The organism is Pseudomonas antarctica (genome assembly GCF_900624995.1).
Taxonomy (GTDB): Bacteria; Pseudomonadota; Gammaproteobacteria; order Pseudomonadales; family Pseudomonadaceae; genus Aquipseudomonas; species Aquipseudomonas antarctica.
Genome location: NZ_UYXQ01000004.1, coordinates 110962 through 136007 on the forward strand (window position 1 = coordinate 110962; position 25046 = coordinate 136007).

The 25046-nt window shown below is 59.7% G+C and carries 20 protein-coding genes and 2 tRNA genes; 14 read left to right on the forward strand and 8 right to left on the reverse strand.

Translation table 11 applies throughout. The features are described from left to right. The first annotated feature begins 133 nt into the window (after positions 1–133). The 4 genes from E0F99_RS04480 to E0F99_RS04495 all read left to right on the forward strand — a co-directional run bounded on the left by E0F99_RS04480 (position 134) and on the right by E0F99_RS04495 (position 4578). The gene (locus tag E0F99_RS04480; RefSeq protein WP_083356937.1) at positions 134–2083 is read left to right on the forward strand and encodes an LTA synthase family protein; all 1950 of its coding nucleotides are present in this window, start codon (positions 134–136) and stop codon (positions 2081–2083) included. Between the two features lie 76 nt (positions 2084–2159). Next, positions 2160–2858 (forward strand): response regulator, encoded by a 699-nt coding sequence (locus E0F99_RS04485; protein ID WP_083356936.1) that lies wholly within the window; start codon positions 2160–2162, stop codon positions 2856–2858. Then, positions 2848–4146, forward strand: a complete 1299-nt coding sequence (locus E0F99_RS04490; RefSeq protein WP_083356935.1) for a sensor histidine kinase — start codon at positions 2848–2850, stop codon at positions 4144–4146. The genes E0F99_RS04485 and E0F99_RS04490 overlap by 11 nt, the downstream gene beginning before the upstream one ends. An 84-nt stretch (positions 4147–4230) precedes the next feature. After that, positions 4231–4578 (forward strand): hypothetical protein, encoded by a 348-nt coding sequence (locus E0F99_RS04495; protein WP_083356934.1) that lies wholly within the window; start codon positions 4231–4233, stop codon positions 4576–4578. A 75-nt stretch (positions 4579–4653) separates the two neighbouring features. Here the strand turns inward: E0F99_RS04495 and groL are convergent, their stop codons facing one another. The 5 genes from groL to E0F99_RS04520 form a co-directional block, all read right to left on the reverse strand. Beyond that, positions 4654–6309: a chaperonin GroEL gene (gene groL / locus E0F99_RS04500; RefSeq protein WP_083356933.1), complete on the reverse strand. Its 1656-nt coding sequence runs from the start codon at positions 6307–6309 to the stop codon at positions 4654–4656. A gap of 49 nt (positions 6310–6358) precedes the next feature. Beyond that, on the reverse strand, positions 6359–6655 hold the full coding sequence (locus tag E0F99_RS04505) for a co-chaperone GroES (RefSeq protein WP_083356932.1): 297 nt from the start codon (positions 6653–6655) through the stop codon (positions 6359–6361). Between the two features lie 247 nt (positions 6656–6902). After that, the gene (locus tag E0F99_RS04510; protein ID WP_083356931.1) at positions 6903–7379 is read right to left on the reverse strand and encodes an FxsA family protein; all 477 of its coding nucleotides are present in this window, start codon (positions 7377–7379) and stop codon (positions 6903–6905) included. Between the two features lie 66 nt (positions 7380–7445). Continuing rightward, complete coding sequence (locus E0F99_RS04515; protein ID WP_083356930.1) at positions 7446–8177, reverse strand: HugZ family pyridoxamine 5'-phosphate oxidase; 732 nt, start codon at positions 8175–8177, stop codon at positions 7446–7448. 93 nt (positions 8178–8270) lie between these two features. Further along, a complete protein-coding gene (locus tag E0F99_RS04520) occupies positions 8271–9278 on the reverse strand; it encodes a DUF481 domain-containing protein (RefSeq protein WP_083356929.1) in 1008 nt (335 codons plus the stop codon). A 133-nt stretch (positions 9279–9411) separates the two neighbouring features. Here E0F99_RS04520 and E0F99_RS04525 point away from each other — a divergent pair, with 133 nt between their 5' ends. From E0F99_RS04525 to E0F99_RS04540, 4 genes are all read left to right on the forward strand, one after another. Continuing rightward, a complete protein-coding gene (locus E0F99_RS04525; protein WP_083356928.1) occupies positions 9412–9774 on the forward strand; it encodes an MGMT family protein in 363 nt (120 codons plus the stop codon). A 43-nt stretch (positions 9775–9817) separates the two neighbouring features. Then, positions 9818–11350, forward strand: a complete 1533-nt coding sequence (locus E0F99_RS04530) for an AmpG family muropeptide MFS transporter (protein WP_083356927.1) — start codon at positions 9818–9820, stop codon at positions 11348–11350. Between the two features lie 191 nt (positions 11351–11541). Next, on the forward strand, positions 11542–13257 hold the full coding sequence (locus E0F99_RS04535) for a proline--tRNA ligase (protein ID WP_083356926.1): 1716 nt from the start codon (positions 11542–11544) through the stop codon (positions 13255–13257). Between the two features lie 20 nt (positions 13258–13277). Next, the gene (locus tag E0F99_RS04540; RefSeq protein WP_083356925.1) at positions 13278–14231 is read left to right on the forward strand and encodes a hypothetical protein; all 954 of its coding nucleotides are present in this window, start codon (positions 13278–13280) and stop codon (positions 14229–14231) included. 130 nt (positions 14232–14361) lie between these two features. Here E0F99_RS04540 and dinB read toward each other — a convergent pair whose 3' ends face one another. Beyond that, the gene (gene dinB, locus E0F99_RS04545) at positions 14362–15420 is read right to left on the reverse strand and encodes a DNA polymerase IV (RefSeq protein ID WP_083356924.1); all 1059 of its coding nucleotides are present in this window, start codon (positions 15418–15420) and stop codon (positions 14362–14364) included. 280 nt (positions 15421–15700) lie between these two features. On the opposite strand from dinB, the gene E0F99_RS04550 reads away from it, so the two are divergent. From E0F99_RS04550 to E0F99_RS04565, 4 genes are all read left to right on the forward strand, one after another. Then, positions 15701–15777, forward strand: a tRNA-Met gene (locus E0F99_RS04550). A 257-nt stretch (positions 15778–16034) separates the two neighbouring features. After that, positions 16035–16111 (forward strand) — tRNA-Met (locus E0F99_RS04555). A gap of 279 nt (positions 16112–16390) precedes the next feature. Beyond that, the gene (mprF, locus tag E0F99_RS04560; protein ID WP_083356923.1) at positions 16391–19033 is read left to right on the forward strand and encodes a bifunctional lysylphosphatidylglycerol flippase/synthetase MprF; all 2643 of its coding nucleotides are present in this window, start codon (positions 16391–16393) and stop codon (positions 19031–19033) included. Continuing rightward, the gene (locus E0F99_RS04565) at positions 19033–20319 is read left to right on the forward strand and encodes a virulence factor family protein (RefSeq protein ID WP_083356922.1); all 1287 of its coding nucleotides are present in this window, start codon (positions 19033–19035) and stop codon (positions 20317–20319) included. Before mprF ends, E0F99_RS04565 begins: the two co-directional genes overlap by 1 nt. Positions 20320–20395: 76 nt before the next feature. Here E0F99_RS04565 and recJ read toward each other — a convergent pair whose 3' ends face one another. Beyond that, a complete protein-coding gene (recJ, locus tag E0F99_RS04570; RefSeq protein WP_083356921.1) occupies positions 20396–22105 on the reverse strand; it encodes a single-stranded-DNA-specific exonuclease RecJ in 1710 nt (569 codons plus the stop codon). 98 nt (positions 22106–22203) lie between these two features. Beyond that, complete coding sequence (locus tag E0F99_RS04575; protein WP_003193952.1) at positions 22204–22746, reverse strand: YaeQ family protein; 543 nt, start codon at positions 22744–22746, stop codon at positions 22204–22206. 148 nt (positions 22747–22894) lie between these two features. Here E0F99_RS04575 and E0F99_RS04580 point away from each other — a divergent pair, with 148 nt between their 5' ends. Further along, complete coding sequence (locus E0F99_RS04580) at positions 22895–24094, forward strand: CaiB/BaiF CoA transferase family protein (RefSeq protein ID WP_083356920.1); 1200 nt, start codon at positions 22895–22897, stop codon at positions 24092–24094. Continuing rightward, positions 24094–24978 carry a TIGR02285 family protein gene (locus tag E0F99_RS04585; protein WP_083356919.1) on the forward strand — a complete coding sequence of 295 codons (885 nt, stop codon included), beginning with the start codon at positions 24094–24096 and terminating at the stop codon, positions 24976–24978. Before E0F99_RS04580 ends, E0F99_RS04585 begins: the two co-directional genes overlap by 1 nt. The last annotated feature ends 68 nt before the right edge of the window (positions 24979–25046 follow it).

Genomic DNA, 25046 nt, shown 5'->3' on the forward strand with positions numbered 1-25046 from the left:
GGATAGACCTGTGGCGTGCATCGATAAATGTTTTCAACCAATCACGCAAACCGACAAGTTTTTCACTATAGCTTCACACACTGACTACAGTGGCTGACCGAAGATCGTACCCATCGATATAAGGAATATGGACATGGGGTTTCTCAAAACAGCGCCTATGCGCTTTTTGCTGCTTGTCAGCGGTGCCTGGCTGGTTGTTTTTCTGCTCACGCGCAGCGTGCTGCTTGTTACCCATCTGGACGAAGTCGGTGGCAACCTGCTGCCGGTATTTGGCGTGGGCTTGGTGTACGACCTGGCTTTCCTGGCCTTTGCCGCCTTGCCGCTGGGGCTGTACCTACTGCTCTGCCCGCCCGCATTGTGGCGCCGCCGCGGCCACCGCTGGTTCCTGCAGGCGGTGCTGACCGTCAGTCTGTTCGCCATGCTGTTCACGTCAGTGGCCGAATGGCTGTTCTGGGATGAATTCGGCGTGCGCTTCAACTTTATCGCCGTCGATTACCTGGTGTATTCCAACGAGGTGATGAACAACCTGCTCGAGTCCTACCCGATCGGCAAGTTGCTCAGCCTGTTGGCAATGCTCGCGATTGTGTTGAGCGTGGTCCTGCGCAAGCCCTTTAACAGCGCGATGAACGCGCCTGTGCCGCCGATGCGTGGGCGGCTGCTGAGCGCCTTGGGCCTGTTCGTAGTCGCCGGCCTCAGCCTGCAACTGATCAGCCAGGACAGCCCTCGCGCCCAAGGCGGTAACGCCTACAACAATGAATTGGCCAGTAACGGCCCCTATCAGTTTTTCGCCGCCTTCCGTAACAATGAGCTGGATTACACCCAGTTCTACAAGAGCCTGCCCACTGAGGTGGTCGCCAAACAATTACGCGCCGAACTCAGCGAACCCAACGCACGCTTTATCGGCACAGACCCACTGGACATCCGCCGCGTAATCACCAACCCAGGCACCTTGCGCACACCCAACATCGTGCTGGTGACCATCGAGAGCTTCAGCGCCAAGTACATGGGCAGCAACGGCGACGGGCGCAACCTCACGCCCAACCTGGATGCCCTGCGTAAACAAAGCCTGTACTTCAATAACTTCTATGCCACCGGCACCCGCACGGACCGTGGCCTTGAAGCGATCACCCTGGCGATTCCACCCACGCCCGGCCGTTCGATCGTCAAGCGCATCGGCCGTGAAAGCGGTTTCGCCAGCCTTGGCCAACACCTCAGTGCTATCGGTTATGACAGCGTGTTTGTCTATGGTGGGCGCGGTTACTTCGACAACATGAACGCATTTTTCAGCGGCAACGGTTATCGGGTCGTGGACCAGAGCAGCGTGCCGGAAACAGACATTTCGTTCAAAAACGCCTGGGGCATGGCCGATGAAGACCTCTACCGGGAAACCCTGAAACTGGCCGACGCCGATTACGCCAAGCAGCAGCCCTTCTTGCTGCAACTGATGACCACCTCCAACCATCGCCCCTACACCTACCCGGAAGGGCGCATCGATATCAAATCCGGCAACGGCCGTGACGGCGCGGTGAAATACACCGACCACGCCATCGGTGAGTTCCTCGACGCGGCGCGCCAGAAACCCTGGTTCGATAACACTATCTTTGTGTTCGTCGCCGACCACACCGCTGGCAGCGCAGGCAAGGAAGACCTGCCCATCGCCAACTACCAGATCCCGCTGTTCATCTATGCACCCAAGCTGATCGACGCCCGGGAAACTGCGCAACTGGCCAGCCAAATCGACCTTGCGCCCACGTTGTTGGGACTGATCAACCTGAGCTACGAGTCGACCTTCTTTGGCCGCAACCTGCTGCAAGACAACCCGCTGCCACCGCGCGTGGTGGTGGGCAACTACCAGCACCTGGGCTTGTTTGACGGCAAAGACCTGGCGATCCTCAGCCCACGCATGGCCTTGCGTCGCCACGACCAAGCCCTGGCTGAGAGCCAGGAATTGCGGGTGGGCGGTGATGACCCGCTGATCCAACGGGCAATTACTTACTACCAGGCCGCCAGCTATGACTTCAAACAGCAATTGTTGAGCTGGAAAGCGCCAAAGGATGAGGCTCCCGCGATCAGCGCCCGCTGACAGCCCACTTGAGCCCTTGCCTGCCACAGGGCAAGGGCGTAACACTTGCGCCATTCTCCGGCGACGACGCCCTTTCATGTCTAACACCCTGCTGCTGATTGAAGATGACCGCCCACTGGCCGCGCTGACTGCGGAGTTTCTGCGCGCCGAAGGTTTCACCGTCGCCATTGAGCACCGGGGCGACCGTGCCGCCCAGCGCATTCGCGACGAGCAGCCTGCGCTGTTGATCCTGGATGTGATGCTGCCGGGTATCGACGGCTTCACCCTGTGCCGCCAGATTCGCGACGAGTACCCCGGGCTGATTCTGATGATGACCGCACTGGACGAAAACGCCGAGCAACTCACCGGGTTCAACGTCGGGGCGGACGATTACGTGGTCAAGCCTGTCGACCCATTGCTGTTGCTGGCCAGGATTCGCTCGCTGCTGCGCCGCCACCCGCAAGCCCCGCGCGCGTATTACCAGTGGGGCGCGTTTCGCTTGGACCTGAACAGCCATTTCGCCTGGCTGAATGACACGCCCTTGCAGTTCTCGGTCGCAGAGTTCGAGTTGCTGGCGATTTTTGCCCGCCATTGCGGCGTCTTGCTGACGCGGGAAAAACTCCTGCAAAGCCTGCGCGGCCTGGAATACGACGGGCTCAATCGCTCCATTGATATGCGCGTATCGCGCTTGCGTAAAAAACTGATGAGCCTGGATTGCCCCGTGACCATTCAGACCATCACGGCCCAAGGCTACCTGTTCGTCGAAATCCCGCAGGAAGCTGCGCATGTTATCTAAACTGCGCCCTTGGATGGTGGCGATGGCCGGCGCGGGTTGGACCGGCTTGACGCTTTATCTGCTGTGGCTGTGCACCAACGCCTCAGTGTTTGTCGGTGAAGACAGCTTCTTGCGCCTGATGGCCGGGCCAGGTTATCTGGTGGCCGAACAGCTCAAAGGCTTGCCCGCCGACCAACGGGAAGCGCGGATGGACATGCTGCGCGCGCACTTTCAGTACCCGGTGAATTTGATCACGCTGGACGACGTCGAGCTGCCGCCGGAAGCCATGGTCATGCTGGAGCATCAACAACCGGCGCTGAACAGCGACGAAGACATCAGCTACTTCCCGCTTGACGACGATACCGTGATCCGATTCGGCCCCATGTGGGGAAGCGCCGAGGTCAAGGACCTGCTGAAATTTCCGGTTTTCTGGATCACCGCCTGCGTCGCAGGCTTGCCGGTCCTGCTACTGCTCGGGGTGGGTTTACGTGTACATCGGCGACGCAACGCCGAGCTGAACACGCTCAAGACCTGCCTGGGCACCCTTGCGCGCAGCCCGAACGTGATGTTGCCCGCCATGAGCAAGGAATGGACGCCGTTGCTGCTGACGTTGCAACAACATGCGCGAGAGATCAGCGCCATGAGCGAGCGCCATCGCGAAGTCTCTCAGGCCGTATCCCACGAACTGCGCACGCCCCTGGCGCGCATGCGCTTTGCCTTATCGCTGCTGGGCAAAAGCGAAGACCCGCTCACCCGCACCCGCCTGCAGGAACGCTTGCTCACCGATGTCGAAGAGCTCGAAGCCTTGGTGCGTGCCAGCCTGGCGTTTGCGCGCCTTGCCGGTGCGCCGAGCGATTTGCAGCATGAACCGATCAACCTGTGTGACTGGCTGCACCAGGAGTTTGCCCTGCTCGACGGGCACCATCGCCGGCTGAGCCTGGAAACCGAGCCAGCCCACCTTGAACTGATCGGCGACCGCGCCTTGCTGCACCTGATCGTGCGCAACCTGTTGAGCAACGCCATCACCTATGCCCGCGATCAGGTGTGCGTGAGTGCCACCTACCATGGCCAACACCACCTGGTGTTGCATGTAGACGACGACGGCCCCGGCATCTTGGCCGAGAACCGCGAAAAGATGTTCGAGCCCTTTGTACGCCTGGCCATGGGCGGCGATGCACCCGGCGGCTTCGGCCTCGGCCTGGCGCTGGCCAAACGTGCGACCCAGTGGCACTGCGGCGAATTGTCGGCAGCCCGCAGCCCGCTGGGCGGTGCACGCCTGTCGTTGGTGTTGCCGCTGCGCCCGCTGTAGAAAGCGTGTTACAGCCTGTGACAGCGAGGCGCGGCCATTGCTCGTACTCTCTGCCGCCTGAACCCCAGGTTGGAGAGCCCGTTCATGCGTCCCCCCAAAAAGCATGTGTTCACACTGATGCTGTCGTTATGCATCATCACCGGCTCACTCTTGCCCGGTAAGGCGATCACACACCCGCCATCGCAACGGGCACCAGACAAAAACCCAAGTGCCAATACCTGGCCCCCAAGCACGCAGGGCTCGGTGGTGCCAGCCGAGCGCCGGAGGAGGCCCAGAGCCACCGCCGCTGAAAAACTCGCGCACCTGCCTGTCGCTCACCCATTCTACGAAGCTGCTGCATCGCAACCCTTGGCACTGGTGTCGAATGCCCAATTGACCCTGGCACGCGGCATGACTTTCAAGAGGCTGTTGCGCCGACGCTCTATCGGCTGACTCATCGGCGGCGCATAAAAAAACCCCGCCTGCATCACTGCAGGCGGGGTTTTTCAGGTGCTGGGTAAGGCTGGCTTACATCATGCCGCCCATACCACCCATGCCGCCCATACCGCCCATGTCTGGCATACCGCCGCCAGCCGAGCCGCCTTCAGTCGGTGCCTCAGCGATCGCCGCTTCGGTGGTCAGGATCAGACCGCCGATGGAGGCCGCTGCTTGCAATGCGGAACGAGTCACCTTGGTAGGGTCCAGGATGCCCATTTCGATCATGTCGCCGTAGACGCCAGTTGCGGCGTTGTAACCGTAGTTACCTTTGCCGTTCTTGACTTCGTTGACCACAACGCTTGGCTCGTCGCCGGAGTTGGCAGCGATCTGACGCAGCGGTGCTTCAACAGCGCGACGCAGTACAGCGATACCGACGTTCTGGTCAGCGTTGTCGCCTTTGAGATCAACCAAAGCTTCCAGGGCACGGATCAGCGCAACGCCACCGCCAGGTACCACGCCTTCTTCAACGGCTGCACGGGTTGCGTGCAGGGCGTCTTCAACGCGGGCTTTCTTTTCTTTCATTTCAACTTCGGAACCAGCGCCAACCTTGATCACTGCAACGCCGCCGGACAGCTTGGCCAGGCGCTCTTGCAGTTTTTCACGGTCGTAGTCCGAGGAAGTTTCAGCCACCTGAGCACGGATCTGAGTGATGCGTGCCTGGATGTCCTGTTCTACGCCAGCACCGTCAACGATGATGGTGTTTTCCTTGGAAATGGTCACGCGCTTGGCGCTGCCCAGGTTTTCCAGGGTAGCGCTTTCCAGGCTCAGGCCGATCTCTTCGGAGATAACGGTACCGCCGGTCAGCACGGCGATGTCCTGCAGCATGGCCTTGCGACGGTCGCCGAAGCCTGGAGCCTTCACGGCTGCAACTTTAACGATGCCACGCATGTTGTTCACAACCAGCGTCGCCAGGGCTTCGCCTTCAACGTCTTCGGAAACGATCAGCAGTGGGCGGCCGGCTTTGGCAACGGCTTCCAGTACTGGCAGCATTTCGCGGATGTTGGAGATCTTTTTGTCGACCAGCAGGATCAGCGGGCTGTCCAGCTCGGCAACCATAGTCTCTGGCTTGTTAACGAAGTACGGGGACAGGTAGCCACGGTCGAACTGCATGCCTTCTACAACCGACAGTTCGTTTTCCAGGCCAGTGCCTTCTTCAACGGTGATCACGCCTTCTTTGCCGACTTTTTCCATGGCTTCGGCAATGATGTCGCCGATGGAGCTGTCGGAGTTGGCGGAGATGGTGCCTACCTGAGCGATAGCCTTGGTGTCAGCGCATGGCTTGGACAGGTTTTTCAGCTCAGCGACAACGGCGATGGTCGCCTTGTCGATGCCGCGCTTGAGGTCCATCGGGTTCATGCCGGCAGCGACGGCTTTGTAGCCTTCGTTGACGATGGCCTGAGCCAGAACGGTAGCAGTGGTGGTGCCGTCGCCTGCGTCATCGTTGGCACGGGAGGCAACGTCTTTGACCAGCTGCGCGCCCATGTTCTCGAAGCGATCTTTCAGCTCGATTTCTTTAGCGACGGAAACGCCGTCCTTGGTGATGGTCGGAGCGCCGAAGCTCTTCTCGATGATCACGTTACGGCCTTTAGGGCCCAGGGTCGCTTTTACTGCGTCAGCCAGGACGTTGACACCGGTGAGCATTTTTTTGCGGGCGGAATCGCCGAATTTAACTTCTTTAGCAGCCATGATCGATATTCCTTAAATACTTTGTAGTAACGGGAAAATGCGCGGGGAATCAGTCTTCCAGAACGGCGAGAATTTCGTTCTCGCTCATTACCAGCAGGTCTTCGCCGTCGATTTTCACAGTGTTGCTGCCGGAGTAAGGGCCGAAAACAACCTTGTCACCCACTTTCACAGCCAGCGCACGTACTTCACCGTTTTCCAGAGCCTTGCCTGGGCCAGCAGCGATGATCACACCGTGGTTGGCTTTTTCAGCAGCCGAACCTGGCAGAACGATACCGCCAGCGGTTTTCTTTTCTTCTTCGCTGCGACGGATTACGACGCGGTCGTGCAGAGGACGAAGCTTGCTCATTGTCGATCTCTCCTAATTGTGTTTTGCATCGGCCGGTATCGGTACCGGCGGGTTGTATTCCGGCTGTGCCGGTCGCGCCTCGCCAAGCAAGTCGCGGAAGTCTGTCTGATGTCGCCACCAGAAACCTTGCGGTGACCGTTACATAAGGGCGCATAAGCTTATTACAAGGGGCCGCAGCGGAAATTTTTTGTGTCTGCTGGCGACCAAAAGCAACACGGCACCCGAAGGTGCCGTGCCCATATAGCGGTTATTTGCTGTCGCGGTGTTCGAACTCGCCTTCGAGCACATCCCCTTCACGCCCCAACGGCTGGCGTGGGGCCGGGCCACCACGGGGTTGCAGGTCATCGGCGAACGCACGTTGGCGAATCGCCGCCTCCTCGGCGCGCTGGCGCATCTTGCCGGCCAGCAGCTTGCGGGTAAACGGCAGCAGCATGACCAAGCCGACCACGTCGCTGATGAAACCCGGCAGGATCAAAAGGCCACCAGCCAAGGCCATCATCAGGCCTTCAAGCATGGTCTGGGCTGGGAGTTCGCCGCGGTTCAAGCTTTCACGAGCACGCAACGCCGTCGCCAGGCCGGCGACGCGCAGCACCAGAATGCCGAGCATCGAGCCGAGAATGATCAGTAACAGTGCCGGGAAAAACCCGATCGCACCGCTGACTTGAACGAATACGAACAGCTCCAACACCGGGAATAGCAGAAAGAGCAATAAAAAAGGGCGCATCAAATGGTTCCTCAACGCAAGAATGCCTTGCCAGTCCACCTTAGATGACGTCGCCGTTTCGTGAATTCAAGCGCTGGCAGGCTCTTTTTTCGGCCATACCTCAGCATGAGCCAATGAAACCAGGGCTTCGCGTACTTGTGTCGGATTATTGCAAGGCTCCGCGAAAGGCAACCAATGCAAGGATTGGCCAATGCGCAGGTGCATGCCTTCGCTGTCGATGCCGGCCAATTGCGCAGGCTCGGTGATCGGCAAACCGGCCAGGTCGACGTAATGCGCGATGGCCTGGGTGTGATCGCTGTTCATGTGCTCGATCATGCTGCGCTCAGCCTTGCCCGAGAACGGGTTGGCCAAGGTCAGTTGGTCGACCCAATGAATCGCGCCAAACCCACCTATATAGCGGTGACGTACCGGCTTGAGCACCCAAAAGTCGAAATCGTGGGCTTTGTGGTAGTTGGCCGAATCGGGGAAGTAGCGGTAATAACGCTCGGCGGCCGCTTCAATGGCAGCGGCGTCTTCGAGCTTCTCGGCTTCGGCCAAGTAGGTCAGGCGCCCCACTGCCTGCACATCGTCGGCCTCGCGCTCACCCACCAGCAGCGAACACTTGGGGTCTTTTTGCAGGTTATGGGTGTGCTGGGCAATGCGGCTGATCAGGATCAGCGGGCGGCCCTGTTCGTCGAGGCAGTACGGCACGACGGAGCCAAAGGGAAACCCGGGCATGGCTTTGGACAATGTGGAGAGAGCCCCACGGTATTCCTTGAGCAACAGCTCTCGGGCGTTCTTGGCAACGTGCGCGCTCAACGTATGACTCCTCGGGTATTCCGCCGCCCATAGCGTATGGGAATGGATCTCAACACAAGGTAATCAATATCCGCGCAGGTTGCCAGAGTGCTCTTACCAGGCCACGCCAAACCCTGCGGTGTAACGGGTCTTGCTCAAGCTGCTTTGCGATTCGCCACTGATGATGTCGCGCTCAGCCTTGAGGTTAAGCGAAGCCCATTCGGTGACTTTGTAACGCAGGCCCATTTCCGCATCCAAGGAGTATTCGGACGGCCCGGAGAGCGGCTTACCCACCTCGCCGTTGGTGAAAAACTCCACGGTCTTGCCTACGAGGTAGCGGTTGTAGTTCCACTTCATGGCCAGGGAATAGAAGTTGGTCTTACGGCCGTTTTCATATTCATAATCGGTGCGGTTTACCAACGAGCCGAGGGAGAACGCACCCAGCTCATCATCCCAGAATTGGTAACCCGGGCCGGTACCGACGGTGCGCTGGCGGGACAAGTCTTCAACCTTGTCACGCTTGTAGGTCAGACGGCCCTGCCAGTACCAATGCTCGGTGATGAAGCGGTCCAGGTCATATTCCAACGCCCAGTTGTCGGTGGTGGTGACGTCGTCCTGGAACTCGCGGTTGTATTCGCCCTGGCCGGTATGGCGCCACTGACCATGACGGGCGGTGGTCTTGAAGTCGATGTCGTAGTCGTTGGTGTCTTTGTCGGCACGCTTGTAGTCGAGTGCCAGGTCGACATTGCCCTTCCACACCAAGTCTTCGATCACAGGTTTGGGCTTGATGATTTGCTGGATGCTTGCCAACTCAACTGTCTTCGGCGCCTCGCCATTGGCAAGCACCACCTTGCCGTCCTCCGCCGCTTTCAAGGATTTGGCCTTCTCGCCGGTGTAGGCGTCCTGCTTGACCAGCAGTTCCTGATCGCTTTCCAGGGTTTTCACCTGTTTCCAGTCCACCGGGATTGCCCCTGCGTAGTTGGTCTGAATCAGCAACTTGCCACCGTCGAAGACTTTGATCTTGCCGGTCAGGCGGTCACCGTTTTTCAACCAGACGGTGTCGGCGAGCAGGGGCGTGGAGGCGCTGAAAACAGCAAGGCACAGCAGGGTTCTGGACAACATAAGCGTATTCGGGGCTCAAGGTTGGCGAAAGGGGGGCGTTATCGTGTTAGATAGCTAGGACTGACTCAAGGATTTATGTTGAGTTCAATTCTCAACAGCATGATTACAGACGTTTCTTACAAAGACCCTGACGATGCCCACAGTGAATCAACCCGCCGATATCCCCCAAAGCCTGGCCGAAATGCGCCGCACGTCGTTGTACCTGACCTTGGCGCAAGTGCCCGAAGGCTGCGTGGTGAGCTACGGCGAATTGGCGCACCTGGCCGGGCTGGGCCGCGCTGCCCGCTGGGTCGGGCGCACGCTGAGCCAGTTGCCCGACGACACCCGGCTACCCTGGCATCGGGTGCTGGGCGCCGGTGGTCGGATAAGTTTGCCGGTGGGCAGTGCCTCAGGCGACGAGCAACGTGCGCGTTTACGCAGCGAAGGTGTCAGTATCCTGAACAATCGCGTTGATATTCAGCGTCATGGCTGGCGCCCGGTAGAGCACAGCGGTTAGAGTGCGCGCTTTGTTTCCGCAAATCTGAGGCAGACTCCAGCCCATGCCCCGTAAAACCTGGCGCGCCGCGCTCGCCGCCTATGCCAGCCCCTCGACGTTAGTGTTGTTGTTGCTCGGTTTCGCCGCCGGCTTGCCTTACATGCTGGTGTTCTCGACGCTTTCCGTGTGGTTGCGCGAGGCCGGTGTGGCCCGCGAGACCATCGGTTATGCGAGCCTGATCGGCTTGGCCTACGCCTTCAAATGGGTCTGGTCGCCGCTGCTCGACCAATGGCGCTTACCGCTGCTCGGTAAACTCGGACGTCGTCGTTCCTGGCTGGTACTTGCCCAGACGCTGGTGATCCTCGGGTTGATCGGCATGGGCTTTTGCGACCCGCAAAAACACCTGTCCTGGCTGATCGCCATTGCCGTAATCGTCGCCTTCGCGTCGGCCACCCAAGACATCGCGGTGGATGCCTACCGCCTGGAAATCGCCGACGATAGCCGCCAGGCTGCGCTGGCCGCCAGCTATATGTCCGGTTATCGCATCGCCGCCCTGCTGGCCACAGCCGGGGCACTGTTTTTCGCCGAAGGCTTCGGCTCCACCGGCTTCAACTATAAACACTCAGCGTGGACCGGCACTTACGTGCTGTTCGGCTTGCTGATGATCCCGGCGCTGCTGACCACCTTCTTCATGCGCGAGCCCAATGTGCCACTGCGCACCCAGTTGCAGGCCGGCCGCTACAGCTTCGCGCATCAGCTAGTTTCTGTATTTGTGCTGATCGTGCTGCTGGTGTCGGTCCCGGCGATGTTCACCCAGTTGTACAACACCGATTTCGCCAGCGTGCTGTTCCACGGCGTAAGCCTGTGGGAGCTGTTGATGGAAGACCGCGCGTTCCTGCGCGCCATCCTCTATATCATCCTCACCGCACTGTGCCTGTCGACCATGGGTCGCCGGGGGCTGGCACCGGTGCTGACGCCGGTCAACGACTTTATCCTGCGCTACCGCTGGCAGGCGTTGCTGCTGCTCGGGCTGATTGCGACCTATCGCATGTCCGACACGGTAATGGGCGTGATGGCCAACGTGTTCTATATCGACCAAGGCTTTACCAAAGACCAGATTGCCGGAGTCAGCAAGATCTTCGGCCTGATCATGACCCTGCTCGGCGCCGGTATGGGCGGCCTGCTGATCGTACGTTTCGGGATTCTGCCGATCCTGTTTATCGGCGGTATCGCCTCGGCCGCCACTAACCTGCTGTTCGTGATGCTCGCCGACATGGGCCCCGACCTGCAGATGCTGATCTTCACCATCTCGCTGGACAACTTCAGCTCTGGCCTGGCCACGTCAGCGTTCGTTGCCTACCTGTCGAGCCTGACCAACCTCAAGTTCTCCGCCACCCAATACGCCCTGCTCAGCTCGATCATGCTGTTGCTGCCGCGCTTGATCGGCGGGTATTCGGGGGTGATGGTGGAGAAGTTCGGGTATCACAACTTCTTTATGATCACCTGCTTGCTGGGTGTGCCGACGCTGTTCCTGATTGCGCTGCATTGGTTTCAGGAAAATCGACGGGCTAGATTGACCCCTCCCACCGAGGACTGACACACCTCAGTCAATGTGGGCGTGGGCTTGCTCGCGAAGGCGCAGTCTCAGTTGCTACATGCATCACTGATACACCGCCTTCGCGAGCTAGCACCCACAGCCCCCTCTGCATTCTGATACCTGTACTCCAGCAGTTTGCGCCCGTACAATCCAAAGTCATTTCAAGTCCAAGCAACCGACAACGGCCTACCATGCGTACCAGTCAATATTTGCTCGCCACACAGAAAGAAACGCCTTCCGACGCGGTTGTGATCAGCCATCAGCTGATGCTGCGCGCCGGTATGATCCGCAAACTGGCCTCCGGCCTGTACACCTGGCTGCCCATGGGCTTGAAGGTGATGCGCAAGGTCGAAGCGATCGTTCGCGAAGAGATGAACGCCGCCGGCTCTCTGGAAGTATTGATGCCGAGCACCCAACCGGCCGAGCTGTGGCAGGAATCCGGGCGCTGGGAAGAGTACGGCCCTGAGTTGCTGCGCTTCAAGGACCGTCATGGCCGCGATTTCTGCGCCGGCCCGACGCATGAAGAAGTGATCACCGACCTGATGCGCAACGAGCTGAGCAGCTACAAACAGCTGCCGCTGAACCTGTATCAGATTCAGACCAAATTCCGTGACGAAATCCGCCCACGCTTCGGTTTGATGCGCGGCCGCGAATTCATCATGAAGGACGCCTATTCGTTCCACGCTGACCAAGCCTCGTTGCAGGCCACCTACGACCGTATGCACCAGGCCTACTGCAACGTGTTCACGCGCCTGGGCCTGAAATTCCGCCCGGTTGAAGCGGACAACGGCTCCATCGGCGGTGCCGGCTCCCACGAATTCCACGTGCTGGCCGACTCCGGCGAAGACGATATCGTGTTCAGCAACGGTTCCGACTACGCGGCGAACATTGAGAAAGCCGAAGCTGTGCCACGCGAGACTTCCCGCCCAGCACCGGCCGAAGCGCTGCGCCTGGTGGACACACCGGACACCAAGACCATCGCGGCCCTGGTGGAAAAATTCAATCTGCCGATTGAAAAGACCATCAAGACCCTGATCGTGCGCGCCGAAGAAGAAGGCAAGCTGATCGCCCTGGTGATCCGTGGCGACCACGAGCTCAACGAAATCAAGGCTGCCCAGCAACCTGGCGTGGCCAGCCCGTTGGTCATGGCCAGCGATGCCGAACTGCGCGACGCCATTGGCGCCGGTGCCGGTTCGCTCGGCCCGCTGAACCTGCCGCTGCCGATCATCATCGACCGTTCGGTCGAGCTGATGAGCGACTTCGGTATCGGCGCCAACATCGACGACAAGCACTACTTTGGCGTGAACTGGGAGCGTGACCTGCCGGTTCCAACCGTGGCCGACCTGCGTAATGTAGTGGCCGGCGACCCAAGCCCGGATGGCAAGGGCACCCTGGAAATCAAGCGCGGCATCGAAGTCGGGCACATCTTCCAGTTGGGCAACAAGTACAGCAAGGCGATGAAGTGCGAAGTGCTGGGCGAGAACGGCAAGCCGATCACCCTGGACATGGGCTGCTACGGCATTGGCGTGTCCCGCGTGGTGGCAGCTGCCATCGAGCAGAACAACGACGAAAAAGGCATCATCTGGAGTGACGCCCTGGCGCCGTTCCAAGTGGCCTTGGTACCACTGCGCTACGAAACCGAGCAAGTACGCGAAGCCACCGACAAACTGTATGCCGAACTGACGGCTGCCGGTTTTGAAGTGTTGCTGGATGACCGGGACAAGAAAACCAGCCCGGGCATCAAGTTCGCCGACATGGAGCTGATTGGCATCCCGCACCGGATCGTGGTCAGTGACCGCGGCCTGGCCGATGGCAATCTGGAATACAAGAGCCGGACCGAAGCCGAAGCCCAACCGTTGCCGGTGGCTGACGTGCTGTCTTTCCTTCAGGCGCGTATTCGTCGCTGAAAACCAGATCAAGAGAAGTCATGTTCAAGCGAAACACCAGAGCCCTGGGGGGCGCCGCCTTGTGCGGCGCCCTGCTGGTCAGCGGCTGCGCCAACCAGATGTCGCAACGCAGTGAGCACGAGGAGCGGATCGAGCGTAAGTTGCTCGACCACAGCCTGCAGATCGATGTAGGCGAACCCAAAGTGCTGGAACTGCCGCAACGCCGGGTTCGCATTCACGAGCAAAAGACCTTTGAGGTCACCGAATTCGAAGTCACCCGCCGTTACGATCGCTACACCCCTTACCAACCCTGGCGCAAACTCTACGAGATGCCACTGGGCGCGGTCGCATTGGTAGCGGGCGCGGGTGCCAACGTGGCGAATATCTTTGCCCTCGGCAACCTGCCCACCAGCATGACCCGCGACTGGCTGAGCTACGGCGTGGACGGCATTAACCCGTTCATGAACGTACAATCCCACGGCCGTGCGCAACAGAACCTGGCGGGGATCGATGAAGTCCAGCGCGACAAACGCACGGAGTATTCGAGCCTGCCCTGGAGCGAACGCCCGGTACAGGTCACCGCCGGCAAGCAAACCCACGAGCTGACCACCGACCGCAATGGCGTACTGCGCCTGAACCTGTTGGACAGCCCGTTCGCCGAGCAGGACTTGAACCGCATCACGACCTTGAAGATCAGCGTGGAAGATGGTCAAGACGACGTGCATTCGGACTCGACTCTGGCGATCAGCAACACCCTGCGCGGCAAGCTGCTGGAAGCCCATGACCTGATCTACGACGATCTGGAGGACGATGAGGTCAACCAATGGGTACACCGGGTCAAGCGTCTGTCGGCGCTGGGCCTGGAGGAAGAAGCCAGTGAACTGGAACAAAGCCTGATCGAACTGACCCGCAATGATCCCGAGTTGCAGCAGGAGTTTCTGCAGGCGCTGACCAAGGATGCGGGGCGGTTGGTGGCCGATCCTGGGGCTCGCTGAATTCCCGAGAACACCGAAATACACCTGTGGGCGCTGGCTTGCCTGCGATGACGGGCCGACATTCAACCCCAATGTTGACTGTTAGGCCGCTATCGCAGGCAAGCCAGCGCCCACAGTTGGTTTTGGGTTTCTACCAGGAGAACTCGAGCTGTTCATTACCGCTGCTTAGGTCGAGCAACCTCACCCCAATCCCCAGCAACCGCACCGGTTTACCACCGCGATTGAACGCCTGGGTCAACAGCTGTTGATAACTCTCCAGATCCCGCCCTGCCCCGGCTTGCTCCAAGGTGGTCTGGGTAAAGTCATGAAACTTCACTTTGACGAACGGCTTGCCCGCCCGATAGCTGCTGTCGATGCGCGCCATACGCCCGGCCAGGGTTTCCATCAGTTCGGGCAGTTTTGCCAAACAACTTGAGAGATCCGGCAGATCCACGTCGTAGGTGTTTTCTACACTAATGGATTGCCGGCGACTGTCGTTCTGCACCACGCGATCATCAATCCCACGGGCCAGGCTCCAGAGCCGCTCGCCGAAGCTGCCAAACTCACGCACCAGCGCCAGCTTGTTCCACTCACGCAATTGCAGGCAATCCTCAATGCCTAGGCGCGCCAGCTTGTCGGCGGTGACCTTGCCGACACCGTGCAATTTGTTCACCGGCAACTGCGACACGAAGTCTTCGACCTGGTCCGGAGTGATCACAAACAAACCATTGGGTTTTTTCCAGTCGCTGGCGATTTTGGCCAAAAACTTGTTCGGCGCCACACCGGCGGACACGGTGATGTGCAACTGGTTGGAGACCCGACGACGAATGTCTTGGGCGATACGCGTGGCACTGCCGCCAAAATGCGGGCTATCCGAGACATCCAGATAGGCTTCATCCAACGACAGCGGCTCGATCAGGTCAGTGTAATCACGAAAGATCGTCTGTATTTCCTTCGACGCGTCCTTATAAGCATCCATGCGCGGCTTGACGATGGTCAGGTCCGGGCACAGCTTCAAGGCGTGGCGTGACGACATGGCCGAACGCACGCCATACGCCCGCGCCTCATAGTTGCAGGTGGCGATCACCCCTCTTCTGTCCGCCGAGCCGCCGACCGCAAGAGGCTTTTGTGCCAGGCTCGGGTCGTCGCGCATCTCGATGGCGGCGTAGAAGCAATCACAGTCGACGTGGATGATTTTGCGCTGCGTCATATAAACAGAGGGTGTAATCATACGGGCGGCCAGTATCGCACTCACCCCTGTATATAGCACCAGTAGTTTGATTCTTCCGCTTCAACGGTAGGAAATTTCCAAGGTGAATTTATTTTCTCAATCGAAATCAGGCTGCCAATAGAGCCGAAACCCTCGGCCCGACTGGGCCAGAGCCCCTTCAAGAGCCGTCTTTCAGACCTAACCGATTGAACCACAAGCGCTTTTCTTCGATTCACAGGTTGACACACCTGCGTTCCTCTGTAGAATGCCGACACACAGACGCGGGATGGAGCAGTCTGGTAGCTCGTCGGGCTCATAACCCGAAGGTCGTCGGTTCAAATCCGGCTCCCGCAACCAAACATCAAAAAAGGCTACTCGAAAGAGTGGCCTTTTTTGTGCGCGTCTATTTTCTAAAGACCAGAGCGCGTGAACTTCACTACGGGCTGCTCCGCAACCCGTCGCGGGCGGTGCGACGATTCGACAAGCCCATTCACTACAAAACCGTTTCCAAACGAGAACTTAGGTCGCCTGAGCAACTAATTCACACTTATTTGACCCATCGGCCGATTAACGGTTGACACCTCGCCGCTGGGCTGTAGAATGCCGCCCACAGACGCGGGATGGAGCAGTCTGGTAGCTCGTCGGGCTCATAACCCGAAGGTCGTCGGTTCAAATCCGGCTCCCGCAACCAAACATCAAAAAAGGCTACTCGAAAGAGTGGCCTTTTTTGTATCCGATGAAAAAGTTCTTCTGAAACAATGGCATGGCATCTTTCATGAAACCCTATGCGGTTTGTTGAGTCCATGTCTTTGCACGCTATGCTCAACGCTCAAGCGCTACCCTCTACGACCAATGGCCGCAGTCGCCGCCCCCGGCGATAAGCGTTAATATTTGTAATTATTTTGTCCATAGGGATTGGTAACTTGGCTGGATACCTCCATCCTGTCGCGCACAATCCACGAGGTGATTGATGCGCGCCAACTCGTCTGAACCACAAGACACCGTCACAGCGACACAACCGATCACACCCAGCCGTTTGCGCTGGCTGGATCTGTTGAGCAAATACCGTCAACCCATCGGGCTGGCCGTTACCCTGTTGCTGTTCGCAATCGCCCTCATCGCCTGCCGGCATCTGCTGCTGGAGCTGGACCTGTACGCCCTCCACGACTCGATCCTGGAAGTGCCAAAGCCAGCCCTGCTGGGTGCGTTCGCCGCGGCGGTCGCCGGTTTCATCATTCTATTAGGCTATGAATTCTCCGGCGCACGTTATGCAGGGGTGAAGTTACCCGCCAAAACACTGGCCCTGGGTGGTTTCACTGCCTTTGCCATCGGCAACGCCATCGGCCTGTCGATGCTCTCGGGCGGTTCGGTGCGTTACCGTTTATATGCACGCAATGGGATCGGGGCTTCAGACGTTGCCCACATGACCGTGTTCGCCAGCCTGGCCCTGGGTACGGCGCTGCCACCGTTGGCTGCACTGGCCACGCTGAGCAACTTGCCGGCGGCCTCGACTTACCTGCATTTGTCGCAAGGTTTGCTCGGCGGTATTGCCGGTGCGGTGCTGCTGTTGTCGGCCGCGCTGTGCATCGGTATTTATCGCCGTCGCCTGCCGGAACAACCCTACCCGGACAACCTGCTGGTCAAAGCCGGGCGCCGTACCCTGCGCCTGCCAGGCCGGCGTCTGACGTTCCTGCAACTGATCATTACCGCGCTGGACGTGGCCGCTGCCGCCACCGTCCTCTATATGTTGCTGCCCGAAGCGCCGCCATTTGCCCCCTTCCTGCTGGTGTACCTGCTGGCCCTGGCTGCTGGTGTGCTCAGCCATGTGCCGGGCGGTGTGGGTGTGTTCGAAGCGATTCTGCTCGCTGCATTCGCCGATAAGCTCGGCGCCGCACCATTGGCCGCCGCCTTGTTGCTGTATCGCATGATCTATGTGGTGCTGCCGCTGCTGATCGCCTGTGTGTTCCTGCTGGTCAACGAAGCTCAGCGTCTGTTCCAGACACAGCAAAGCCTGCGGGTTGCTTCCGGCCTGGCCGCACCCGTGCTGGCCGTACTGGTTTTTTTGTCCGGCGTGGTCCTGCTGTTTTCCGGCGCAACACCGGAAATCGACTCACGCCTGGAAAACATCGGCTTCCTGATTCCTCACCGCCTGATTGACGCTTCGCACTTTGGTGCCAGCCTGATCGGCGTACTGTGCCTGTTGCTCGCCCAGGGTTTGCGCCGGCGCTTGTCGGCGGCGTGGATGCTGACCATGGTGTTGCTGCTGACCGGCGCCCTGCTCTCGCTGCTTAAAGGCTTCGACTGGGAAGAAGCCAGCCTGATGACCATGACCGCCGTGTTGCTGGCGATCTTCCGGCGCTCGTTCTACCGCGCCAGCCGCCTGACCGAGCTGCCGTTCTCGCCGCTGTACCTGGTGGCCAGCGTCTGCGTGTTGGGCGCGTCCATCTGGCTGCTGCTGTTTGCCTACCAAGACGTGCCCTACAGCCATCAACTGTGGTGGCAGTTCACCTTGGACGCCAACGCCCCACGCGGCCTGCGCTCGTTGCTGGGTGCGGCGGTGCTGCTGGTGATCGTGTCGTTGACCTGGCTGCTGCGCACCGCGCGCCCGGTGATCCACCTGCCGACCCCGGATGAACTGGAACGCGCCACCAAGATCCTGATGGCCTCGTCGCAACCCGACGGAGGCCTGGCGCTGACCGGCGACAAGGCGCTGCTGTTCCACCCTAACGATGAAGCCTTCCTGATGTACGCCCGTCGCGGGCGCAGCCTGGTGGCCTTGTATGACCCGATCGGTCCGACCCAACCGCGCGCCGAGATGATCTGGCAGTTCCGTGACCTGTGTGACATCCATCACGCCCGCCCAGTGTTCTACCAGGTACGCGCCGAGAACCTGCCGTACTACATGGACATCGGCCTCACCGCGATCAAACTCGGCGAAGAAGCCCGCGTTGACCTGAAACGCTTTGACCTGGAAGCCAAGGGCAAAGAGATGAAGGATTTGCGCTACACCTGGAACCGTGGCACCCGGGACGGTTTGTCCCTGGAAATCTTCGACCCGGGCCAGGCGCCGATGGATGAACTCAAAGTCATCTCCGACGCCTGGCTGACCGGCAAGAACGTGCGGGAAAAGGGCTTCTCCCTGGGCCGTTTCAGCGACGACTACCTCAAGCACTTTCGCATCGCGATCATTCGCTTCGAAGGGCGACCGGTGGCCTTCGCCAACTTGCTCGAGACTTACAACCACGACCTGGCCAGTCTCGACCTGATGCGTGCGCACCCGGACGCGCCGAAGCTGACCATGGAATTCATGATGGTTGGCCTGATTCAACATTATAAGAACCATGACTACGCCCGCTTCAGCCTCGGCATGGTGCCATTGTCGGGCTTGCAACCCCGCCGTGGTGCTCCATTGACCCAACGCCTGGGCTCAATGGTGTTCCGCCGTGGCGAGCAACTGTATAACTTCCAAGGTTTGCGCCGCTTCAAAGACAAATTCCAGCCTGACTGGGAACCCCGTTATATGGCCGTGCCCGCAGGACTTGATCCGCTGGTGGCACTGGCCGATACCGCCGCCCTGATTGCGGGCGGCTTGACTGGATTGGTGAAACGCTGATGATTCGACGCTCCTGGCGGTATGTGTTGGCCTTTGTAGTGCTGCTCGCGCTGATCGCGGCGGGTGGCTTTTGGTACTGGAACCGCCCTGCCCCGCAACCGACCGTGGAGCAACTGCCCCAGGCCGACGGGTCGGTGATGACCCGTGTGACGCCTAACGGCTCGGCAAAAGCCCGTGTGGCCGTGGCCGTGATGGCCGATGAAACCCTGACCGACAGCCAGCTGGTTGCCCTGAGCCAGGGCGGCGCGGCACAGATTGTTCAAGTGATCCTGCCAAAAGAGGACTGCAAGCTGCAGGAACAGGCGTTGCAAAGCGCCCTGGCCCAGCTTAAAGGCCCGGCGACCTTGGTCAGCGGCATCGGCCCTGGCGCCGCGCTCGCCTGGCGCTGGTTGGCGACACAGAACGATGACAAAGCCAACGCCATCTCCGTCGGCTTCACCCTGGTACAGGAAGGTTGCAAGGACCCGCTGCCGAAAACCTCCGCCCATGGCAACTGGCTGGTGGCCTGGAACAACAACCCTGACGATGAAAGCGCGAGTTTCGTACGCGACACCCCGCGCGCGACTACCAGCATCAGCGACTACGATATTCACTACCCGCAAGTGCTGAACAACGAATTGCGCAAGCAGTTGGTCGGTTCGGACAACGGCGGCCTGGCGATTCCTGTGGTGGAAGTACCGGCGGGCCAAGCCAAAGACACCGTCACCCTGTTCCTCTCCGGTGACGGTGGCTGGCGTGACCTGGACCGCGACGTGGCCGGTGAAATGGCCAAGATCGGTTACCCGGTGGTCGGCATCGACACCCTGCGCTACTACTGGCAGCACAAGACCCCGGAACAGAGCGCCAAAGACCTCACCGAACTGATGCAGCACTACCGGCAGAAATGGGGCACCAAGCGCTTCGTGCTGACCGGCTACTCATTCGGCGCGGATGTACTGCCGGCGATCTACAACCGCATGCCGGAAAACGAGCAGCAGCGTGTCGACGCGATCATCCTGTTAGCATTCGCACGTACCGGCAGCTTTGAAATCGAAGTGGAAGGTTGGCTGGGCAACGCCGGCAAAGAAGCCGCGACCGGCCCGGAAATGGCCAAGTTGCCGGCTGATAAAGTGGTGTGCATCTACGGCGCCGAAGAAGTCGACGAGAGTGGCTGCACCGACAAGACCGCTGTCGGCGAAGCGGTGAAGCTGCCGGGCGGGCATCACTTTGATGAAAACTACCCGGCACTGGCACAGCGGCTGGTGGATATCATCGTGAAGCACCAGGCCAAGGATAAAGCCGAGTAACTCCAGGCTGTACATGAAGCAAAATGTGGGAGGGAGCTTGCTCCCTCCTACATTTATTTTGCGCCGTGTCGGACAACTAACGCGGTTCGATATGCGCAATCATCAACTGCACGGTTTCCTGCCCACGAAACTCGTTCACGTCCAGCTTGTAGGCCAACTCCACCCAACGCACCGTCGGGTTCGGCCAGACCTCACGGTCCACACCAAACGCAATGCCATCAAGCTTCACTGACCCGCATTCGCTCTTGAGCACCACCTTCAGGTGCCGCTCCCCCACTACGCGCTGCTCGACCAACTGAAACACACCGTGAAACAGCGGCTCGGGAAAATGCTGCCCCCACGGCCCGGCATGCCGCAATGCGCGCGCCAGCTCCAGGTGAAACTCTTCCACTGCCAACGTACCGTCAGACAGCAGTCGGCCAGTCAGGTCTTCTTCGCGCAGTTGCCGACGCACTTCAGCGTCAAAGGCTTCGGCAAACAGTGGGAAATTCGCCTCGGGCAAAGTCAGACCGGCCGCCATCGCGTGACCGCCGTATTTGGCGATCAGGTTGGGATGCTGGCTCGCGACGACCGCCAGCGCATCACGAATGTGAAAACCCTGCACAGAGCGCCCTGAGCCCTTGAGCAGACCATCACCGGCGTCGGCAAAGGCGATGGTCGGGCGGAAATACCGCTCTTTCATGCGCGAGGCCAAAATGCCGATGACGCCTTGGTGCCATTGCGGATCAAACAGGCACAAGCCGTAAGGCATGGATTCCACCGGCAAGTCCTTGAGCTGGGCGAGCGCCTCGCGTTGCATGCCCTGCTCGATGGATTTGCGGTCCTGATTCATACCATCCAGTTGCGCGGCCATTTCCCGCGCGGCGGCGAAGTCGGTGGTGAGCAGGCATTCGATGCCCAGGCTCATATCATCCAGGCGCCCGGCGGCGTTCAGGCGTGGTCCGAGGATGAAACCCAGATCGGTGGAGGTAATGCGGGCGTGGTCGCGCTTGGCAACTTCAAGAATCGCCTTGATCCCCGGCCGCGCACGACCAGCGCGAATACGCTCCAAGCCCTGATGGACCAGAATGCGGTTGTTGGCGTCCAGGGGCACCACGTCGGCGACACTGCCCAAGGCCACCAGGTCGAGTAACTCGCCGATGTTCGGCTGGGGTTTGTTGTCATACCAACCCAAGCTGCGCAAACGCGCACGCAAGGCCATCAGCACGTAAAAAATCACGCCGACACCGGCCAGCGCCTTGCTGGGAAACTCACAACCCGGCTGGTTGGGGTTGACGATGGCATCCGCCGCCGGCAATTCATCTCCCGGCAAGTGGTGGTCGGTGACTAACACCTTCAACCCCGCCGCCTTAGCCGCCGCTACACCTTCGACGCTGGAAATCCCGTTATCTACCGTGATCAGCAACTGCGGCTCGCGCTGCAGCGCCACCGCAACGATTTCCGGGGTCAGGCCGTAGCCGTACTCAAAGCGGTTGGGCACCAGGTAGTCGACATGCGCCGCCCCGAGCAAACGCAGGCCCAGGGTACCCACGGTGCTGGCAGTGGCGCCGTCGGCGTCGAAGTCACCGACAATCAGGATGCGCTGGCGCTGCTCCAAGGCCGTCACCAGCAACGCGACAGCCGCATCAATCCCCTTGAGCTGCTGGTAGGGAATCAACCGCGCCAGGCTCTTGTCCAGTTCGGCTTCCGATTGCACCCCGCGCGCGGCGTAGAGACGGGTCAACAGCGGTGGCAATTCACCGAGAAACGGCAGGACAGCGGGCAATGGGCGAGGATCGATACGCATGGGGTGACGGGCGCTTCTCTTCTAATACAACGGTTAAACAGGGATGTTGAAAACGCTGTGAATCAAATATGGGAGCAGGCAAGCCGGCCCCTGCAGTTTCAACCGCGTTCGCCTACCAGCCATTGCAGTTGCACTTCGTGCTGGCCGCGATCATCGGTCACAAAAATCGTGCCTTCGCTGATCATCACGTCCCACTTGATGACGCGCGGCATGTCCTTGGCCAGGGTCTCGAGGACTTCCTGTGGCACGGCAGCAATGTGGACATTCTTCAGGTTGTTAGCCACCGGCACCACTTTGCCTTCCCACACACGCAAGCTGCCATAGGCCAGCAGGCTGGTGCGTTCGGTGCGACGCGAGCACCAGGTCAGGCGGTCGGCGTCAGGCTGGCCGACTTCAATCCAGTGCAGAACGCGATCATCCAGGCTTTTTTCCCACAGGGCGGGCTCGTCCACATCAGACAAACCACGACCAAACGCCAGTTGCTCGTTGTACCAGAGGGCGTAGGCCAGCAGGCGCACGGTCATGCGTTCTTCGGTTTCCGACGGGTGGCGGGCGATGGTCTGTTTGACGCTCTCGTACACCGAGCGATCGAGGTCGGTGAGGTTGAGTTCGAATTTGTAGGTCGTGGACGGCTGGGCCATGAACGGGCTTCTAGAGACAGGAAAAGGCGGCCAGTCTAACCGATGGCGAGAGCAATCAACGAATACTGCGCTGTATCATCCTTATCCCTGGGCCGCAGGCTATGTTAAAAGGCCGCACACCAACGCCCCACGCTTGCTAAGGATCCTCATGTCGTTTAATGCCAAACCGCTTGCCGGCCTGAAAGTCATCGAATTGGGCACCCTGATCGCTGGCCCGTTTGCGTCACGCATCTGTGCCGAATTCGGTGCCGAGGTGATCAAGGTCGAATCCCCGGACGGCGGCGACCCGCTGCGCAAATGGCGCAAGCTGTATGAAGGCACGTCGCTGTGGTGGTTTGTGCAGGCGCGCAACAAAAAGTCGCTGACACTCAACCTCAAGCATCCCGATGGCCTGGCGATCCTTAAACAGCTGTTGGCAGACGCCGACATCCTGATCGAAAACTTTCGCCCCGGCGTGCTGGAAAAACTCGGTTTGAGCTGGGAAACCCTGCATGCACTGAACCCCAAGCTGGTGATGGTGCGCCTTTCGGGCTTTGGCCAGACCGGGCCGATGAAAGACCAACCGGGGTTCGGCGCAGTGGGCGAGTCCATGGGCGGCTTGCGCTATATCACCGGTTTCGACGACCGCCCGCCGGTGCGCACCGGGATTTCCATCGGCGACTCGATTGCCGCCTTGTGGGCAGTGATCGGCGCGTTGATGGCGCTGCGTCATCGCGAGGTCAACGGCGGGCTTGGCCAGGTGGTGGATGTGGCGCTGTATGAAGCCATTTTTGCCATGATGGAAAGCATGATTCCGGAGTTCGATGTGTTCGGCTTTATCCGCGAGCGCACCGGCAACATCATGCCCGGCATCACACCGTCGTCGATCCATACCAGCGCTGATGGCAAGCATGTGCAAATTGGTGCCAATGGCGATGCAATCTTCAAGCGCTTCATGAGTGCCATCGGTCGCGAAGACTTGGCCAACGACCCGGTATTGGCCAGCAATGACGGGCGCGACAGCCGCCGTGATGAGCTGTACGGGGTGATCGACCGCTGGGTCAACTCACTATCGCTGGAGCACGTGGTTGAGCAGCTCAACAAGGCTGGGGTACCGGCGAGTCGCATCTACAGCGCCGAAGACATGCTCGGCGACCCGCAATTTCTGGCGCGGGAGATGTTCCTGAAGGCTAAGTTGCCGGACGGCAAGGATTTCAAGATGCCGGGGATCGTGCCCAAACTCTCGGACACACCGGGCAGTTGTGAGTGGGTCGGCCCGCAGCTGGGTGAACACAACAGCGTGGTGCTCAGTGCGCTGGGCTACGACACGGCCGCCATTGCCCGCTTGCGTGAGGACGGCGCGATCTGATGGCCCGCCCGCGCACGCGTTGGTTCATTCATCTATGCCTGCTTGGCGCGATGTTCGGCGTATGGCCGTCAACCTCGCACGCGCAGGACACCTTGACCTGGCTGCTGCGCGACTTGCCCCCAGTGACTATTTTCGAGGGGGCACAAAAAGGCCAAGGGGCGCTGGATCAGTTGCTGCCGGTGCTCCGAGAACGGTTGCCGCAATACCGCCACAAAGTGATGCACGTCAACCGCGCCCGCGGCATCCAGATGTTGCGGGCAGCGTCCTTGACCTGCGACCCATCGCTGCTGTGGACAGCTGAGCGTGCCAAGTACGTTGTGTTTTCCGCCCAGGCATTCGCGGCGGTGAGCAATGGGGTAACGATCCGACGCAGCCAGCAAGCAAAAATGGCGCCCTTTGTTGCCCAGGGGCAATTTGACCTGCAGGCCTTTCTCGATTCCCATAAAGCGCGAATTGGCGCAACCGCCGAGCGCAGCTATGGCCCATTGATCGATGAGCAGCTCAAGGATATCGGCCCACCCACGCTAGCGCTCCATTACGGCAATGACGCCCTTGGCAGCTTGCTGCAAATGCAGCGCCTTGGACGGCTGGAAGCAGTGCTGGGTTATTGGCCTGAAATCCGCTATCACGCCATTCAACAGGGCATCAACGCTGAAGACCTGATCTTCTACCCCATCAAGGGCTCAGCGCCTTACCAGCGTACGCATATCGGTTGCTCGGACACGCCTCAAGGTCGCCAGGCTATCGCGCGGATCGATCAGGTATTGCGCAAGATTCCGCAGGAGCAGCTAAAGCAATCCTACGCTTCGTGGCTGGACCCGGTCATGCGTGAGCAGTATTTGCGCGACAACCCGAGCTTTTTCCAGGATTCCCCCGAGCGCTGAGCACTCGCAGGGCAAATCGCAGGCAAAAGAAACCCCGAAGAGTGGGGAGACACTTCGGGGTTAAACGT

Coding starts and splice junctions, on each gene's coding strand:
- E0F99_RS04480 (WP_083356937.1), top strand. CDS start 134: ATGGGGTTTCTCAAAACAGCGCCTATGCGCTTTTTGCTGCTTGTCAGC.
- E0F99_RS04485 (WP_083356936.1), top strand. CDS start 2,160: ATGTCTAACACCCTGCTGCTGATTGAAGATGACCGCCCACTGGCCGCG.
- E0F99_RS04490 (WP_083356935.1), top strand. CDS start 2,848: ATGTTATCTAAACTGCGCCCTTGGATGGTGGCGATGGCCGGCGCGGGT.
- E0F99_RS04495 (WP_083356934.1), top strand. CDS start 4,231: ATGCGTCCCCCCAAAAAGCATGTGTTCACACTGATGCTGTCGTTATGC.
- groL (WP_083356933.1), bottom strand. CDS start 6,309: ATGGCTGCTAAAGAAGTTAAATTCGGCGATTCCGCCCGCAAAAAAATG.
- E0F99_RS04505 (WP_083356932.1), bottom strand. CDS start 6,655: ATGAGCAAGCTTCGTCCTCTGCACGACCGCGTCGTAATCCGTCGCAGC.
- E0F99_RS04510 (WP_083356931.1), bottom strand. CDS start 7,379: ATGCGCCCTTTTTTATTGCTCTTTCTGCTATTCCCGGTGTTGGAGCTG.
- E0F99_RS04520 (WP_083356929.1), bottom strand. CDS start 9,278: ATGTTGTCCAGAACCCTGCTGTGCCTTGCTGTTTTCAGCGCCTCCACG.
- E0F99_RS04525 (WP_083356928.1), top strand. CDS start 9,412: ATGCCCACAGTGAATCAACCCGCCGATATCCCCCAAAGCCTGGCCGAA.
- E0F99_RS04530 (WP_083356927.1), top strand. CDS start 9,818: ATGCCCCGTAAAACCTGGCGCGCCGCGCTCGCCGCCTATGCCAGCCCC.
- E0F99_RS04535 (WP_083356926.1), top strand. CDS start 11,542: ATGCGTACCAGTCAATATTTGCTCGCCACACAGAAAGAAACGCCTTCC.
- E0F99_RS04540 (WP_083356925.1), top strand. CDS start 13,278: ATGTTCAAGCGAAACACCAGAGCCCTGGGGGGCGCCGCCTTGTGCGGC.
- dinB (WP_083356924.1), bottom strand. CDS start 15,420: ATGACGCAGCGCAAAATCATCCACGTCGACTGTGATTGCTTCTACGCC.
- mprF (WP_083356923.1), top strand. CDS start 16,391: ATGCGCGCCAACTCGTCTGAACCACAAGACACCGTCACAGCGACACAA.
- E0F99_RS04565 (WP_083356922.1), top strand. CDS start 19,033: ATGATTCGACGCTCCTGGCGGTATGTGTTGGCCTTTGTAGTGCTGCTC.
- recJ (WP_083356921.1), bottom strand. CDS start 22,105: ATGCGTATCGATCCTCGCCCATTGCCCGCTGTCCTGCCGTTTCTCGGT.
- E0F99_RS04575 (WP_003193952.1), bottom strand. CDS start 22,746: ATGGCCCAGCCGTCCACGACCTACAAATTCGAACTCAACCTCACCGAC.
- E0F99_RS04580 (WP_083356920.1), top strand. CDS start 22,895: ATGTCGTTTAATGCCAAACCGCTTGCCGGCCTGAAAGTCATCGAATTG.
- E0F99_RS04585 (WP_083356919.1), top strand. CDS start 24,094: ATGGCCCGCCCGCGCACGCGTTGGTTCATTCATCTATGCCTGCTTGGC.